Here is a 15,121-nt window from a genome sequence, read left to right as displayed (position 1 = left end):
CGACGGGGAGGGTTGCTCGATGGGCGTGCGGCTCATCGTGGTCGACGACCACAGACTGCTCGCCGAGGCTCTCGCCTCGGCGCTGAAACTGCGTGGGCACCGGGTGCTCGCCGCGGCCGCTCCGGCGGCGGGGGCGGCGGAACTGGTGGTGGCCCGCGCTCCGGAGGTGTGCCTGCTGGGCACCCAGGCGCCGGCGGCGCCGGGGGCGTTCGACCCGGTGGTGCGGATCAAGCGCGAACGGCCCCAGGTTGCGGTGGTCGTCCTGGGGCCGGTGCCCAGTCCCCGGGGTATCGCGGCGGCCTTCGCCGCCGGGGCCTCCGGGTACGTGCGCCACGACGAGCGGATCGAGGGCGTCGAGCGCGCCCTGATGAAGGCGCGCGCCGGTGAGGCGGCGGTGGCCCCGCAGCTCCTGCACGGCGCCTTCGCCGAGCTGCTGAACCCGGCCGCCCAGCCGGACGACGAGGGCCAGCGCCTGCTCGCCCTGCTCACCCCGCGCGAGGTCGAGGTGCTGGTGCGGGTGGCGGAGGGCGAGGACACGCGCCTGATCGCGGCGGGGATGGGCATCGCCCCGAGCACCGCCCGGACCCACGTCCAGCGGGTGCTGATGAAGCTGGGGGTCGGCTCCAGGCTGGAGGCGGCCGCGCTCGCGGCCCGCACGGGCCTGCTGGACCGCGCGGCGCGCGCGGCGTCCGCCCCCGAGTAGGCGTCCGCCCCCCGGGTAGCAGGGCGCGCTCCGCGGCCCCGCCCGGCCCGGCCCGTGCACCTGCGGTGCTGCGCCCGCCCGGCCCGGCCCGCGTACCTGCGGTGCTGCCGGAGCCGCCCGGGCCCGTCCGGTACGGGGACGGCCGCCGCCCCGCGAGGCACCGCGCGCCGATCCCGCCGGGGACGACGGGACGGCCCGGAGGCGCCCGTGTGCGCCCGCGTGCCCCAGCGCACCGGACGGCCAGGGGGCGCGCGGACTCCGCGGCGTGCCCCACCGGGTTCCCATGCGCCTCCGTGCGCCCCGCCGAGGTCCCCGCCGCCCCGGCGGGCGCCCCGCGCCCCACGCATCCCGGCCGCGCGGCCCCGGGACGGCCCGCGCCCCCCGGCCCGGGGCCACCGCCGAGGAGCGCGTGCGCGACGTGAGCTCTTCACCGGCCGACGCACTACCGGCAAGCTGAAGTTCCTCGCGGGTTCCGAGTCCGGCATGAACGTGTTCACCAACGACGTGCCGCCGGAGCCGGCGGCCGTGCGACTGCGAGAGGTAGCGAGCTAAGTGAGCAAGAAGTACCTGGTCACGGGTGGGGCGGGCTATGTGGGCAGTGTGGTCGCCCGGCATCTGCTGGAGGCCGGACACCGCGTGACCGTGCTGGACGACCTCTCCACCGGGTTCCGGGAGGCGGTGCCGGAGGGCGCGGAGTTCACCGAGGGCCGCGTCCAGGACGCCGCCCGGTGGCTGGACCCCTCCTATGACGGCGTCCTGCACTTCGCGGCCTTCTCGCAGGTCGGCGAGTCGGTGGCGCACCCGGAGCGCTACTGGTCCAACAACGTCGGCGGCAGCATGGCCCTGCTGGACGCCATGCGCGCCGCGGAGGTGCGCACCCTGGTGTTCTCCTCCACCGCCGCCACCTACGGGGAACCGGAGACCACCCCCATCACGGAGTCCGCCCCGACCGCCCCCACCAGCCCCTACGGAGCCTCCAAGCTGGCGGTCGACCACATGATCTCCGGGGAGGCCGCCGCCCACGGCCTGGCCGCCGTCTCGCTGCGCTACTTCAACGTGGCCGGCGCCTACGGGGAGTGCGGGGAGCGGCACGCCCCCGAGTCCCATCTCATCCCCCTGGTCCTCCAGGTGGCCCTCGGGCGCCGCGCGCACATCTCCGTCTACGGCGAGGACTACCCCACGCCCGACGGCACCTGCGTGCGCGACTACATCCACGTCGCCGACCTCGCCGAGGCGCACCTCCTCGCCCTGGAGGCGGCCGCGCCGGGCGAGCACCTGGTCTGCAACCTCGGCAACGGCAGCGGCTTCTCGGTGCGCGAGGTGATCGAGACCGTCCGCGAGGTCACCGGCCACCCGGTCCCCGAGCTGGCGGCCGAGCGCCGCCCGGGCGATCCCGCGGTGCTGGTCGCCTCCGCTCAGGCCGCCCGCAAGCGCCTGGGCTGGCGGCCCTCCCGGACGGACCTCGCCGGGATCGTCTCCGACGCCTGGGACTTCGCCCGCGCGAGGGCCGGGGCCTGAGCCCGTGCGGGGCCCTGTCCGAGCCCCCGGGGGGCCCGGGCCGGGTACCGGCGCGGGGCCGCCGACGAGGGCCGCCGGGGGCGGAAGGCGTCGACTTGCGTCGCATTCCGAACACCCGCCACACCGGGAACACCGCGCGCGATCAGTTCTGCAAAAGGGCTTCCGCCGCAGCGCACCGTCCGTACTCTGATGCACACGCCGGTGGGGGCCGGTGTTGTTCAGGGGGCGAGACCGTCGGATACGGCGCCCCGGGCGGGGTATCACTCAGGGCACGGCGGCGGCCGGGTCCTGTGCCACTTCCTTCCCGGGCGCCGTACCCGCGCAGCTCCGTCCTCCCCGGCACTGGGGGTGCTTGTGGTTCGTATCCGGGTTCTGGTCGTGGACGACCACCGAATCTTCGCCGAGTCGCTCGCCGCGGCTCTCGCCGCCGAGCCCGACGTCGAGGTCGCCGCGGCCGGCAGCGGCCCTGCCGCGCTGCGCTGCCTGGAGCGCGCGGCGGCGGAGGGGCGGCGCTTCGACGTCATGCTGGTCGACGCCGACCTGGGCATACCGGCCGTGCCCGCGCCGCGTGCGGTCGGCCGCTCGGACGAGGGGGCCGTGGACGGCATCTCGCTGGTGGCGGGAGTGCGCTCGCACCGGGTCCCGGTGCGTACGGTGGTCCTCGCCGGGAAGGACGACCCCGCGCGCGCGGCGCTCGCCCTCCAGGCCGGTGCCTCCGGGTGGATCGCCAAGGACTGCTCGCTCCAGCGGCTGCTGGCGGTGATCCGCGGGGTGCTGCGCGAGGAGACCCATCTGTCGCCGACCCTGCTGACCGGGGTGCTGCGTGAACTCACCGCGGCGCGCCGGCACCGCACCGAGAGCGAGCGGCTGGTCGAGTCGCTGACTCCGCGCGAGCGGGAGGTGCTGCGGTGCATGGTCGCGGGCCTGGGGCGCAAAGCCGTCGCCGAGCGCCTCTTCCTGTCCCCGCACACCGTCCGCACGCATATGCAGAACGTGCTGGGCAAGCTCGGCGTGCACTCCACGCTGGCCGCGGTCGCCCTGGCGCGGCGGGCGGGTGTGGGGCCGGCCGACCTCTCAGGGGAGGTTGTCGAACGGGGCGGTCAGCTGGCGTAGCAGCCCCGCCAGCTCGGCGCGCTCGGTGCGCGACAGCTGGGAGAGGATCGCCCGTTCCTGGGCGAGCAGCCCCGCCAGGGCCTGGTCCGCCCGGTCGCGGCCCTCGGGCGTCAGACGGACCAGGACGCCGCGCCGGTCGCTGGGGTCGGGCAGCCGCTCGACCAGGTTCTTCTTGGCCAGCCGGTCGATGCGGTTGGTCATCGTGCCGGAGGTGACCAGGGTCTGGGTGAGCAGCTGCCCGGGGGAGAGCTGGTAGGGGGCCCCGGCGCGCCTCAGCGAGGTCAGCACGTCGAACTCCCACGGCTCCAGCTGGTGCTCGGCGAAGGCGATCCGCCGGGCGCGGTCGAGGTGGCGCGCCAAGCGGGAGACGCGGCTGAGCACCTCGAGCGGTTCCACGTCGAGGTCGGGGCGCTCGCGGCGCCAAGCTGCGACCAGTCGATCGACCTCGTCCTCCATGGCGATCAGTGTAAAGGGTCTGTCGACATGAAGTCTCTTGACGTCAAGATATATTTCCGGTGAGTATGGGGCAGGGTCGGGCCGGAACGCCGTCAGCTCGGCGCCATTCTTTCCTGCAAGGGGGAACGATCCATGCATTCCGTACCCACCTGGGACCCGGAGCAGTACCTGCGACACGCCGGACACCGCAGCCGTCCCTTCCTCGACATGCTGGGGCGGATACCCCATCTGCCCTCGGGCGGGCGGCCCCCGCGGATCGCCGACATCGGATGCGGCCCCGGCAATGTGACCGCCCTGCTGGCCGACCGCTGGCCGGACGCGCACATCACCGGATTCGACGTCTCGCGGGAGATGCTCGCCCAGGCCCGAAAGGACCACGAGGGCGCCACCGCGGGCGGGGGGATGATCGACTTCCGGCAGGCGGACGCCGCGCACTGGACCCCGGAGGAGCCCTACGACCTGATCGTCTCCAACGCGGCCCTGCAGTGGGTACCGGGCCACCCCGAGTCCTTCGCCGCCTGGATCGAGGGCCTCACCCCCGGCGGAACCCTCGCCTTCCAGGTCCCCGGCAACTTCACCTCGCCCAGCCACGCCCTCCTCGGCGAACTCTGCGACTCCCCCCGCTGGCGCGACCGCCTCGGCACCCACGGCCGCCGCTACATCCACATCCTGGAACCCGGGGACTACCTGGTGCGCCTCGCCGACCTCGGCTGCGACGCCGACGCCTGGGAGACGACCTACTACCAGTTGCTCGGCGGCGAGGACCCGGTCCTGGACTGGGTCAAGGGCACGGCCCTGCGCCCGGTGCTCACCGAGCTCGCCGACGACCCCGCCGCCGCGGAGCGGTTCCTCGGCGAGTACCGGGACCTGCTGCGCGCCGCCTACCCCCCGGGCCCGCACGGCACGGTCTTCCCGTTCCGGCGCATCTTCGCCGTCGCCCGGAAGGTCTCCTGATGCTCGCCGCCGTCGACCACGTCCAGCTCGCCGCGCCCCCCGGCTCGGAGGGCGCCCTGCGCGCCTTCTACGCGGGGGTCCTCGGCATGGCGGAGACGCCCAAGCCGCCCGTGCTCGCCGCTCGCGGCGGGTGCTGGTTCGCCCTCGGGCCCGTACGGCTCCACCTCGGCGTCGAGGAGGACTTCCGGCCCGCCCGCAAGGCCCACCCCGGACTGCGCGTCACCGGGATCGAGGCCTTCGCCCGGCGGCTGGAGGCCCGCGGGGCGGCGGTCGTGTGGGACGACCACCTGCCGGGCCACCGGCGCTTCTACTCCGAGGACCCCGTGGGCAACCGCCTGGAGTTCCTGGAGCCCGACGCCTGAGGGTGCGCGTGTCCGCCCGCCGGGACCGGGCTCCGCGGCACACACGGGCGCCCCGCCGCGGATCCGGATCCGCGGCGGGGCGCCCGCCCGTGCACCGTCCGGCTCAGTTCTTCCGGTGGCCTATCAGCCGGGGCTTCTGCTCCAGACCGTCCAGCCCGTGCCACGCCAGGTTCACCAGATGTGCCGCGACCTCGGCCTTCTTCGGCCGGCGGGCGTCCAGCCACCACTGCCCCGTGAGCGCCACCATGCCCACCAGCGCCTGGGCGTACAGCGGCGCCAGCTTCGGGTCGAAGCCGCGGTTCTTGAACTCCATGCCGAGGATGTCCTCGACCTGTGTGGCGATGTCGCTGATCAGAGAGGCGAAGGTGCCCGTCGACTGGGCCACGGGGGAGTCGCGCACCAGGATGCGGAACCCGTCCGTGAACGTCTCGATGTAGTCGAGCAGCGCGAACGCCGCCTGCTCCAGCAGCTCCCGCGGATGCCCCGCCGTCAGCGCACCGGTGACCATGTCCAGCAACTGGCGCATCTCGCGGTCCACCACGACCGCGTACAGGCCCTCCTTGCCGCCGAAGTGCTCGTAGACCACCGGCTTGGAGACCCCGGCCTTGGCCGCGATCTCCTCCACCGAGGTGCCCTCGAAGCCCCTCTCCGCGAACAGGGTCCGGCCGATGTCCAGCAACTGCTCCCGGCGCTCGGCACCCGTCATCCGCACCCGGCGGGCCCGCCTGGCCGAAGGCCTGGTCTTCTCCGTGCTGCTGCTACCGCCGTCAATCGCCACGTCGTCCATCATGCCGCGTCGGCCGCGCCGCTCCCGCCGGGGGAGGACGTCCGGCGGGCGTCCAGACGGGACTGCTGGGGCCAGCGCACGTCGTACGCCCAGCCCGCCCGCTCGAACCAGCGGATCAGCCGGGCACTGGAGTCGACCTGGCCGCGCAGCACGCCGTGCCGGGCGCTGGTGGGGTCGGCGTGGTGCAGGTTGTGCCAGGACTCGCCGCACGACAGCACCGCCAGCCACCACACGTTCCCCGAGCGGTCCCGGGACTTGAACGGGCGCTTGCCGACCGCGTGGCAGATCGAGTTGATCGACCAGGTCACGTGGTGCAGCAGCGCGACCCGCACCAGCGAACCCCAGAAGAACGCGGTGAACGCGCCCCACCAGGACATCGTGACCAGACCGCCGACCAGCGGCGGGATCGCCAGCGAGACCACCGTCCACAGCACGAACTGCCGGGAGATCCGGCGGAGCACCGGGTCCCTGACCAGGTCGGGCGCGTACTTGTGCTGCGGGGTCTGCTCCTCGTCGAACATCCATCCGATGTGCGCCCACCACAGGCCCTTCATCAGGGCGGGCAGGGTCTCGCCGAAGCGCCAGGGGGAGTGCGGGTCGCCCTCGGCGTCCGAGAACTTGTGGTGCTTGCGGTGGTCGGCCACCCAGCGCACCAGCGGCCCCTCGACGGCCAGCGACCCCATGACCGCCAGCGCGATCCGCAGCGGGCGCTTGGCCTTGAAGGAGCCGTGCGTGAAGTACCGGTGGAAGCCGATGGTGATGCCGTGGCAGCCGATGTAGTACATCGCCACCAGCAGGCCGAGGTCGAGCCAGCTCACACCCCAGCCCCAGGCCAGCGGCACCGCCGCGAGCAGGGCGAGGAACGGCACCGTGATGAACAGCAGCAGGGCGATCTGCTCGATCGACCGCTTGCTGTCCCCGCCGAGCGTGGCGGAGGTCGCGGAGGAGTCGGTTCCGGCGGAGTCCGTCGCGGTGTCCCGCGGAGGGGCGCCGTCGGCGGACGCCGCGCCCGCGGTGCGCGCCGCCGCGGCGTCGTCCAGCAGGTCGGGGCCAGTGGTCATGAGGATTCCCTGGGGGTGGGGGAAGGGGGACGTGAGGCAGGGCCTCCGGGCCGCGGACCGGTCGGGGTCCCGGGGGCCGGGGGCTCTGGGCCGTCCGGTGGATCGCGGCCATGGCTCTGATCCGCCGGGACGGCCCCGAGGCTACGGAACCGTAACCTACGGCGACGTAAGTATGGCAGTGCTCAGCATCACGGCAAGAGACCTGTGGACAACGTCGGGAAAATGGACACCTATCCTTGGGGACGTCGGACAGCGCGGTCCGCAAGCCTCCAGAACACCTCCAGACGTGCTCAAACACTGCAAGGAGCCGCACCTGTGAGCAGTGCCGACAAGACCCCTACCGCCTCGGCCGAGCTGCGCGCCGACATCCGCCGACTGGGCGACCTCCTCGGCGAGACCCTCGTACGGCAGGAGGGGCCCGAGCTCCTCGACCTCGTCGAGCGGGTCCGCGCGCTGACGCGCGAGGACGGGCGGGCCGCGGCCGAGCTGCTCGGCGACACCGATCTCGACACCGCCGCCAAGCTCGTCCGTGCCTTCTCCACCTACTTCCACCTCGCCAACGTCACCGAGCAGGTGCACCGCGGCCACGAGATGCGCGAGCGCCGCGCAGCCGAGGGCGGCCTGCTGGCCCGCACCGCCGACCGGCTGAAGGACGCCGATCCCGAGCACCTGCGCGAGACGGTGCGCAACCTCAACGTGCGCCCGGTCTTCACCGCCCATCCCACCGAGGCCGCCCGGCGCTCGGTGCTGAACAAGCTCCGCCGGATCGCCGAACTCCTGGAGAACCCGGGCATCGCCGCCGACCGGCGCCGCCACGACCTCCGCCTCGCCGAGCACATCGACCTCATCTGGCAGACCGACGAGCTGCGCGTGGTACGCCCGGAGCCCGCCGACGAGGCCCGCAACGCCATCTACTACCTCGACGAGCTGCACGCCGGGGCCGTCGGCGACGTCCTGGAGGACCTCGCCGCGGAGCTGGAGCGGGTCGGCGTCGAGCTGCCGCCCGGCACCCGGCCGCTGACCTTCGGCACCTGGATCGGCGGCGACCGCGACGGAAACCCCAACGTCACCCCGTCCGTGACCTGGGACGTGCTGATCCTCCAGCACGAGCACGGCATCACCGACGCCATCGAGGTGATCGACTACCTGCGCGGACTGCTGTCGAACTCCATCCGCTACGCGGGCGCCACCGAGGAACTGCTCTCCTCCCTCCAGGAGGACCTGGAGCGCCTGCCGGAGATCAGCCCCCGCTACAAGCGCCTCAACGCGGAGGAGCCCTACCGCCTCAAGGCCACCTGCATCCGGCAGAAGCTCCTCAACACCCGCGAGCGGCTGGCCAAGGGCACCCCGCACGAGGAGGGCCGCGACTACCTCGGCACCGCCGAGCTGCTCCGCGACCTGACCGTCGTCCAGACCTCGCTGCGCGAGCACCGCGGGGGCCTGTTCGCCGACGGGCGCATGGACCGTGTGATCCGCACGCTGTCGGCCTTCGGCCTCCAGCTCGCCACGATGGACGTCCGCGAGCACGCCGACGCCCACCACCACGCTCTCGGCCAGCTGTTCGACCGGCTCGGTGAGGAGTCCTGGCGCTACGCCGACATGCCGCGCGACTACCGGCAGAAGCTGCTCGCCAAGGAGCTGCGCTCCCGCCGTCCGCTGGCCCCCACCCCGGCGCCGCTCGACGCCGCGGGCGAGAAGACGCTCGGCGTCTTCCACACCGTCAAGCAGGCCTTCGAGCGCTTCGGCCCCGAGGTCATCGAGTCGTACATCATCTCGATGTGCCAGGGCGCCGACGACGTCTTCGCCGCCGCGGTGCTCGCCCGCGAGGCCGGGCTGGTCGACCTCCACGCCGGCTGGGCCAAGATCGGCATCGTGCCGCTGCTGGAGACCACCGACGAACTCAAGGCCGCCGACGTCATCCTGGAGGGCATGCTCGCCGACCCGTCCTACCGGCGGCTGGTCTCGCTGCGGGGCGACGTCCAGGAGGTCATGCTCGGCTACTCCGACTCCTCCAAGTTCGGCGGCATCACCACCAGCCAGTGGGAGATCCACCGGGCCCAGCGGCGGCTGCGCGACGTCGCGCACCGCCACGGGGTGCGGCTGCGCCTGTTCCACGGCCGCGGCGGCACCGTCGGCCGCGGCGGCGGCCCCTCGCACGACGCCATCCTGGCGCAGCCCTGGGGCACCCTGGAGGGCGAGATCAAGGTCACCGAGCAGGGCGAGGTCATCTCCGACAAGTACCTGATCCCCTCGCTGGCCCGGGAGAACCTGGAGCTGACGGTCGCCGCCACGCTCCAGGCGTCCGCCCTGCACACGGCGCCCCGCCAGTCCGACGAGGCGCTGTCCCGCTGGGACGCGGCCATGGACACCGTCTCGGACGCCGCGCACGACGCCTACCGCCGCCTGGTCGAGGACCCCGACCTGCCCGCGTACTTCTTCGCCTCCACGCCCGTGGACCAGCTGGCCGAACTCCACCTGGGCTCCCGGCCCTCGCGGCGCCCCGACTCCGGGGCGGGCCTCGACGGGCTGCGCGCCATCCCGTGGGTCTTCGGCTGGACCCAGTCGCGGCAGATCGTGCCCGGGTGGTTCGGGGTGGGCTCCGGCCTCAGGGCGCTGCGCGAGGCGGGCCTGGACACCGTGCTGGCCGAGATGTACGGGAGCTGGCACTTCTTCCGCAACTTCGTCTCCAACGTGGAGATGACGCTGGCCAAGACCGATCTGCGGATCGCCCGCCACTACGTGGACACGCTGGTGCCCGGGAACCTGCGGCACGTGTTCGAGACGATCGAGGCCGAGCACGCCCTGACCGTCGCCGAGATCCTCCGTGTCACGGGCAACGAGGAACTGCTGGGCTCCCAGCCCGCGCTGGCGCAGACCTTCTCCATCCGGGACGCCTACCTGGACCCGATCTCCTACCTCCAGGTCGCGCTGCTCAAGCGCCAGCGCGACGCGGCGGAGCGGGACGAGGAGCCGGACCCGCTGCTGGCGCGCGCGCTGCTGCTGACCGTCAACGGCGTCGCCGCCGGCCTGCGCAACACGGGCTGAGCGCCCTCTCCCGGCGCACCGCCGCCCCGGTCCGGGTCAGGGCCGGGGCGGCGCTGCGTCCGGCCGCGCGGCGCGGCCAGGGCGCCCACGGGGGCGCCGCTGCCGGCCTCCGCCGGGGCGCGTCACCCGGGGCGGGGGCGGCCCGGCGTCCTCGGGAACGGGGATGCCGGTCGCGCCGCGGGGGCCCTCGTCCACCGCAGGAGCCCCGTCTCCGCCGGTCGTCCTTCCGGCCGCCAGGCCGAGACGGCCCCGCGTCGTGCTCCGCAGGGGTCAGAGCGCGAGGAAGGACGCCAGCAGCAGCAGGCCGCCCGCGGCCGCCGCGGCCCAGGCCGTACGGGTGAGCCGCAGCCCGGCGCCGATCACCGGGGAGGCCAGCAGCAGGGCGCCCCCGAGCGGCATCCAGGCCAGCAGGCCGCCCGCGGGTCCCGTGCGCAGCGCTTCGGTGGTGCCGGGGCGCAGCACCACGGAGAGGGCCTCGCCCTTGCGCACGGCGACCGACTGCTCGATGGTCACACCCTCGCGGCCCGGGGCCGGCTCCCGGGGCGTGTACGGGCCCGTGCACACCTCCTCCGCGCACCGCTCGACCGACAGGGTGCCGTGCTCGCGGCCCTTGGAGAGCAGGATGTGCTGGGCGTCGCCCCAGGACGTCCAGAAGCCCGCGGCGAGCAGGAGCACGGCGACGAGGCCCGTCGCCGCGGTGCGGGTGTGGTCGAGTATCCGGCCGGAGGAGTTCCGCTTCATGGGGCGCGATCCTTGGCCATGGGGGTGCGCCGGGTCAACCTCCTCCCGTCCGGGGCGAGGAAGGCCCCGGCGGTGGCCGCTCAGGAGTTGTACGTCCCCTGGGCGCGCTCCAGCCCGTCGAGCACGAGGCACTCCACCGCGTCGGCGGCCCGGTCCACGAAGTAGTCGAGCTCCTTGCGCTCCGCGGACGAGAAGTCCTTCAGGACGAAGTCCGCCACCTGCATCCGGCCGGGCGGACGCCCGATGCCGAAGCGCACCCGGTGGTAGTCCGGACCCATGGCCTTGGTCATCGACTTCAGCCCGTTGTGCCCGTTGTCCCCGCCGCCCAGCTTCAGCCGCAGCGTCCCGTAGTCGATGTCGAGTTCGTCGTGGACCGCCAGCACCCGGCCGGTGGGCACCTTGTAGAAGTCGCGCAGGGCCGTCACCGGTCCGCCCGAGAGGTTCATGTACGACATCGGCTTCACCAGCACCACCCGGCGGCTCGCCGGCCCCGCGGGCCCGATGCGCCCCTCCAGCACCTGGGCCTGCGCCTTCTGGGCCCGCTTGAACGAGCCGCCGATCCGCTCGGCCAGCAGATCGGCCACCATGAAGCCGACGTTGTGGCGGTTGCCCGCGTAGCCGGGTCCCGGGTTGCCGAGCCCCACGACCAGCCAGGGGGCGTTCTCCTCCGACATCTGCGCCGTGTCTCCTCGTCACCGGACCGAACAGGAAAGGGAAGCGGGGTGGCGGGCCGCAGCCCGCCACCCCGCGCAAAGCCTCAGGGAGAGCTTACGACTCAGGCCTCGGCGGCCTCGTCGCCCTCGCCCTCGGCGGCCGGCTCCTCGGCCTGCGCGGCCAGGACCTGCAGGACGACGGCGTCCTCCTCGACGGCCAGGGAGACGCCCTTGGGCAGGGTGATGTCCTTGGCGAGGACGGAGGCGCCGGCCTCCAGGCCCTCGACGGACACCGAGACGGACTCGGGGATGTGGGTGGCCTCGGCCTCGACCGGCAGCGCGTTGAGCACGTGCTCCAGCAGGTAGCCGCCGGGGGCCAGGTCGCCCTCGGTCTGGACCGGGATCTCGACCGTGACCTTCTCGCCGCGCTTGACGAGCAGCAGGTCGACGTGCTCCAGGAAGCCCTTCAGCGGGTCGCGCTGCACGGCCTTCGGGATGGCCAGCTCGTTCTTGCCCTCGATGTCCAGGGCGATCAGGACGTTCGGGGTGCGGAGCGCCATCAGCAGCTCGTGGCCCGGCAGGGTGATGTGGACCGGGTCGCTGCCGTGGCCGTACAGGACGCCGGGGACCTTGTCCTCGCGGCGGATACGGCGGGCGGCGCCCTTGCCGAACTCCTTGCGGACGGAGGCGGCGAGCTTCACCTCGGACATGTGCACTCCTCGTGTAACAGGATGGGTGACAGGTGGCGGTCACCCGGCCACGACTGGCCTGCTACGAAGAGCGCGTCGATAACGGACCGCCGCACCGTGGGGTGCGGCCTCCCTCGCCGAGCAACCCGGTCATTCTAGCCACCGCCCACGGCTCCCCCAAATGGATCACCGGGGGACCCCGCGGGGCGGCATGCGGAGGGGCCGCCCGCGACGAGCGCGGGGCGGCCCCTGCATCCCCGGGGCGGCTGCCCGGGGGCGGCGGCTAGCGGTCCTCCTCGAAGAGGCTGGTGACCGAGCCGTCCTCGAAGACCTCGCGCACCGCGCGGGCGATCGTCGGCGCCATGGAGAGCACCTTGATCTTGTCGAGCTCCAGCTCGCCCGGCGTCGGCAGGGTGTTGGTGAGCACGAACTCGCTGACCTTCGAGTTCTTCAGACGGTCCGCCGCCGGCCCCGAGAGGATGCCGTGGGTCGCCGTCACGATGACGTCCTCGGCGCCGTTGGCGAACAGCGCGTCCGCCGCGGCGCAGATGGTGCCCGCCGTGTCGATCATGTCGTCCACCAGGACGCAGACCCGGCCCTCGACCTCGCCGACGACCTCGTGGACCGTGACCTGGTTGGCCACGTCCTTGTCGCGGCGCTTGTGGACGATCGCCAGCGGCGCGTCCAGCCGGTCGCACCAGCGGTCCGCCACCCGCACGCGGCCGGCGTCGGGGGAGACGATGGTCAGCTTGGTGCGGTCGACCTTGGCGCCCACGTAGTCCGCGAGCACGGGCAGCGCCGACAGGTGGTCGACCGGCCCGTCGAAGAAGCCCTGGATCTGGTCCGTGTGGAGGTCCACGGTGAGGATCCGGTCGGCGCCCGAGGTCCTCAGCAGGTCGGCGATCAGACGGGCCGAGATGGGCTCGCGGCCGCGGTGCTTCTTGTCCTGGCGGGCGTAGCCGTAGGACGGGATGATCACGGTGATGCTCCGGGCCGAGGCCCGCTTGAGAGCATCGATCATGATCAGCTGCTCCATGATCCACTTGTTGATGGGGGCCGTGTGGCTCTGCATCAGGAAGCAGTCGGCACCGCGCGCCGACTCCTGGAAGCGGACGTAGATCTCGCCGTTGGCGAAATCGAAAGCCTTCGTCGGGACGAGGCCCACACCCAACTGGTGTGCAACCTCCTCGGCCAGCTCGGGGTGGGCGCGGCCGGAGAAGAGCATCATCTTCTTCTCGCCGGTCGTCTTGATCCCGGTCACAGCACTGTCTCCTCAGACGTGTTCTCTGGCCGCGGGAGTCCAGGGGGTCCCTGGAAGGCCCGACGCGAGCCAGCCGAATTTGTGTGCACGTATCACGGTACGCCGAGTTCGGCGCACTCGTTTCCGGTCAGTTCTCCTCGGAGGCTTCCCCGGCTGCCGCCGCGGCGGCCTGTGCGGCGGCGCTCCCCGGTCGCTTGCGCGCCACCCAGCCGTCGATATTCCGCTGCTGGCCGCGGGCGACGGCCAGTGCGCCGGCGGGCACGTCCTTCGTGATCACCGAGCCGGCGGCGGTGTAGGCGCCGTCCCCGACCGTGACAGGAGCCACAAACATGTTGTCCGAGCCCGTCTTGCAGTGCGAGCCGATCGTCGTGTGGTGCTTCGCTTCGCCGTCGTAGTTCACGAAGACGCTCGCCGCGCCGATGTTCGAGTACTCGCCGATCGTCGCGTCGCCCACATACGACAGGTGGGGCACCTTGGTGCCCTCGCCGATCACCGCGTTCTTGGTCTCGACATAGGTGCCGATCTTGCTCTTCACACCGAGCCGGGTGCCCGGCCGCAGGTAGGCGAACGGCCCCACGGAGGCCCCCTCGCCGATCTCGGCGGACTCCGCGACGGTGTTGTCCACCCGGGCCCCGGCCCCGACCGCGGTGTCCCGCAGGCGGGTGTTCGGGCCGACCTCCGCGCCCTCGCCGACGTGGGTGGCGCCGAGCAGCTGGGTGCCCGGGTGGACCACGGCGTCCTGGTCGAAGGTCACCGTGGCGTCGACGAGCACCGAGCCCGGGTCGACGACGGTCACCCCGGCGAGCATGGCGCGCTCCAGCAGCCGCTCGTTGAGCAGGCGGCGGGCCTCGGCGAGCTGCACCCGGTTGTTGATCCCGAGGATCTCCCGGTGGTCGCCCGCGACCGAGGCGCCCACCCGGTGCCCCGCCTCGCGCAGGATGGAGAGGACGTCCGTCAGGTACTCCTCGCCCTGGCTGTTGTCCGTGCGCACCTTGCCCAGGGCCTCGGCCAGCAGCGCCCCGTCGAAGGCGAAGACGCCGGAGTTGATCTCCCGGACCGCCCGCTGCTCCTCGGTGGCGTCCTTGTGCTCCACGATCGCGGTGACCGCGCCGCTGGCCGGGTCCCGCACGATCCGGCCGTAGCCCGTCGCGTCGGGCACCTGGGCGGAGAGCACCGTGACCGCGTTGCCGTCCGCGGCGTGGGTCCCGGCGAGCGCCGCCAGCGTGCCGCCGGTCAGCAGCGGGGTGTCGCCGCAGACCACGATCACCGTGCCGTCCGGCTCCCCGTCCAGCTCCTCCAGGCCCATCCGGACCGCGTGCCCGGTGCCGTTCTGCTCGGCCTGGAAGGCCGTGCGGGTCCCGGCGTAGTGGGCGCCGAGATGGGCCTCCACCTGCTCGCGGGCATGGCCGACGACCACGACGAGCTGCTCGGGCTGCAGCTCGCGGGCGGCCGAGACGACATGGCCGACGAGCGACCGCCCGGCGATTTCGTGCAGGACCTTGGGGGTCTTCGACTTCATGCGGGTGCCCTCACCCGCTGCGAGAACGACGACGGCTGCCGGGCGGTTGGCGCTCACGGATCTGCCCTTCGGCTTCGGGTGGATGTCAACCGCAGGATACCGGTGGGTTTCGAACGGCAGACGCGCGCGGGCCCCGACCGGTGAGGTCGGGGCCCGCGCGCGTCGGTGAGGAAGAGCTCCGCCGCCAGGACTCGAACCCGGACATAAGGCACCAAAAGCCCCAGTGCTGCCAATTACACCACGGCGGAACGCGGCGTCC

At 73.1% G+C, this 15,121-nt stretch carries 14 protein-coding genes, 1 tRNA gene and 1 pseudogene; 7 read left to right on the top strand and 9 right to left on the bottom strand.

Annotated features, from left to right (window positions below; genetic code table 11):
- Positions 1–19 precede the first annotated feature (19 nt).
- The 4 genes and pseudogenes from ACGF15_RS19580 (at position 20) to ACGF15_RS19565 (ending at position 3,334) form a co-directional block, all read left to right on the top strand.
- Positions 20–703, top strand: coding sequence for a LuxR C-terminal-related transcriptional regulator (locus ACGF15_RS19580; RefSeq protein WP_345615086.1), 684 nt, complete (start codon positions 20–22; stop codon positions 701–703).
- Positions 704–1,123: 420 nt separating this feature from the next.
- Positions 1,124–1,255, top strand: a pseudogene (locus ACGF15_RS19575) (galactose-1-phosphate uridylyltransferase); the annotation flags it as partial.
- Positions 1,256–2,221: a UDP-glucose 4-epimerase GalE gene (galE, locus tag ACGF15_RS19570; protein WP_392800453.1), complete on the top strand. Its 966-nt coding sequence runs from the start codon at positions 1,256–1,258 to the stop codon at positions 2,219–2,221.
- 354 nt (positions 2,222–2,575) lie between these two features.
- Positions 2,576–3,334, top strand: coding sequence for a response regulator transcription factor (locus ACGF15_RS19565; protein ID WP_345615087.1), 759 nt, complete (start codon positions 2,576–2,578; stop codon positions 3,332–3,334).
- On the opposite strand, the gene ACGF15_RS19560 is transcribed toward ACGF15_RS19565, so the two are convergent.
- Entirely contained in the window at positions 3,296–3,790 is a 495-nt protein-coding gene (locus ACGF15_RS19560) for a MarR family transcriptional regulator (protein ID WP_345615088.1), read from the bottom strand. The two genes, ACGF15_RS19565 and ACGF15_RS19560, sit on opposite strands and share 39 nt — an antisense overlap.
- 132 nt (positions 3,791–3,922) lie before the next feature.
- Between ACGF15_RS19560 and ACGF15_RS19555 the strand changes: the two genes are divergently transcribed.
- Together ACGF15_RS19555 and ACGF15_RS19550 are read left to right on the top strand one after the other, a co-directional pair.
- Positions 3,923–4,744, top strand: coding sequence for a trans-aconitate 2-methyltransferase (locus ACGF15_RS19555; protein ID WP_345615089.1), 822 nt, complete (start codon positions 3,923–3,925; stop codon positions 4,742–4,744).
- Positions 4,744–5,106, top strand: coding sequence for a VOC family protein (locus ACGF15_RS19550; protein WP_392800450.1), 363 nt, complete (start codon positions 4,744–4,746; stop codon positions 5,104–5,106). The genes ACGF15_RS19555 and ACGF15_RS19550 overlap by 1 nt, the downstream gene beginning before the upstream one ends.
- Before the next feature lie 103 nt (positions 5,107–5,209).
- Here ACGF15_RS19550 and ACGF15_RS19545 read toward each other — a convergent pair whose 3' ends face one another.
- Positions 5,210–5,893 carry a TetR/AcrR family transcriptional regulator gene (locus ACGF15_RS19545; protein WP_345615211.1) on the bottom strand — a complete coding sequence of 228 codons (684 nt, stop codon included), beginning with the start codon at positions 5,891–5,893 and terminating at the stop codon, positions 5,210–5,212.
- Positions 5,893–6,954, bottom strand: a complete 1,062-nt coding sequence (locus tag ACGF15_RS19540) for a fatty acid desaturase (protein WP_345615091.1) — start codon at positions 6,952–6,954, stop codon at positions 5,893–5,895. The genes ACGF15_RS19545 and ACGF15_RS19540 overlap by 1 nt, the downstream gene beginning before the upstream one ends.
- 315 nt (positions 6,955–7,269) lie before the next feature.
- Between ACGF15_RS19540 and ppc the strand changes: the two genes are divergently transcribed.
- The gene (ppc, locus tag ACGF15_RS19535; protein WP_362615045.1) at positions 7,270–9,999 is read left to right on the top strand and encodes a phosphoenolpyruvate carboxylase; all 2,730 of its coding nucleotides are present in this window, start codon (positions 7,270–7,272) and stop codon (positions 9,997–9,999) included.
- A 270-nt stretch (positions 10,000–10,269) separates the two neighbouring features.
- On the opposite strand, the gene ACGF15_RS19530 is transcribed toward ppc, so the two are convergent.
- The 6 genes from ACGF15_RS19530 to ACGF15_RS19505 all read right to left on the bottom strand — a co-directional run bounded on the left by ACGF15_RS19530 (position 10,270) and on the right by ACGF15_RS19505 (position 15,110).
- Positions 10,270–10,740, bottom strand: a complete 471-nt coding sequence (locus ACGF15_RS19530; RefSeq protein WP_345615093.1) for a hypothetical protein — start codon at positions 10,738–10,740, stop codon at positions 10,270–10,272.
- 80 nt (positions 10,741–10,820) lie between these two features.
- Positions 10,821–11,414 (bottom strand): aminoacyl-tRNA hydrolase, encoded by a 594-nt coding sequence (gene pth / locus ACGF15_RS19525; protein WP_345615094.1) that lies wholly within the window; start codon positions 11,412–11,414, stop codon positions 10,821–10,823.
- Positions 11,415–11,515: 101 nt separating this feature from the next.
- A complete protein-coding gene (locus tag ACGF15_RS19520) occupies positions 11,516–12,103 on the bottom strand; it encodes a 50S ribosomal protein L25/general stress protein Ctc (protein WP_345615095.1) in 588 nt (195 codons plus the stop codon).
- 262 nt (positions 12,104–12,365) lie between these two features.
- Positions 12,366–13,343 carry a ribose-phosphate diphosphokinase gene (locus ACGF15_RS19515; RefSeq protein ID WP_256525875.1) on the bottom strand — a complete coding sequence of 326 codons (978 nt, stop codon included), beginning with the start codon at positions 13,341–13,343 and terminating at the stop codon, positions 12,366–12,368.
- Positions 13,344–13,470: 127 nt separating this feature from the next.
- Positions 13,471–14,919: a bifunctional UDP-N-acetylglucosamine diphosphorylase/glucosamine-1-phosphate N-acetyltransferase GlmU gene (glmU, locus tag ACGF15_RS19510; protein ID WP_362615038.1), complete on the bottom strand. Its 1,449-nt coding sequence runs from the start codon at positions 14,917–14,919 to the stop codon at positions 13,471–13,473.
- Positions 14,920–15,038: 119 nt separating this feature from the next.
- Positions 15,039–15,110, bottom strand: a tRNA-Gln gene (locus ACGF15_RS19505).
- Positions 15,111–15,121: the final 11 nt, after the last annotated feature.

This window comes from Streptomyces sp. NPDC048001 (genome assembly GCF_043203115.1).
GTDB lineage: Bacteria > Actinomycetota > Actinomycetes > Streptomycetales > Streptomycetaceae > Streptomyces > Streptomyces sanyensis.
This window is presented reverse-complemented; position numbering and strand designations above follow the sequence as displayed.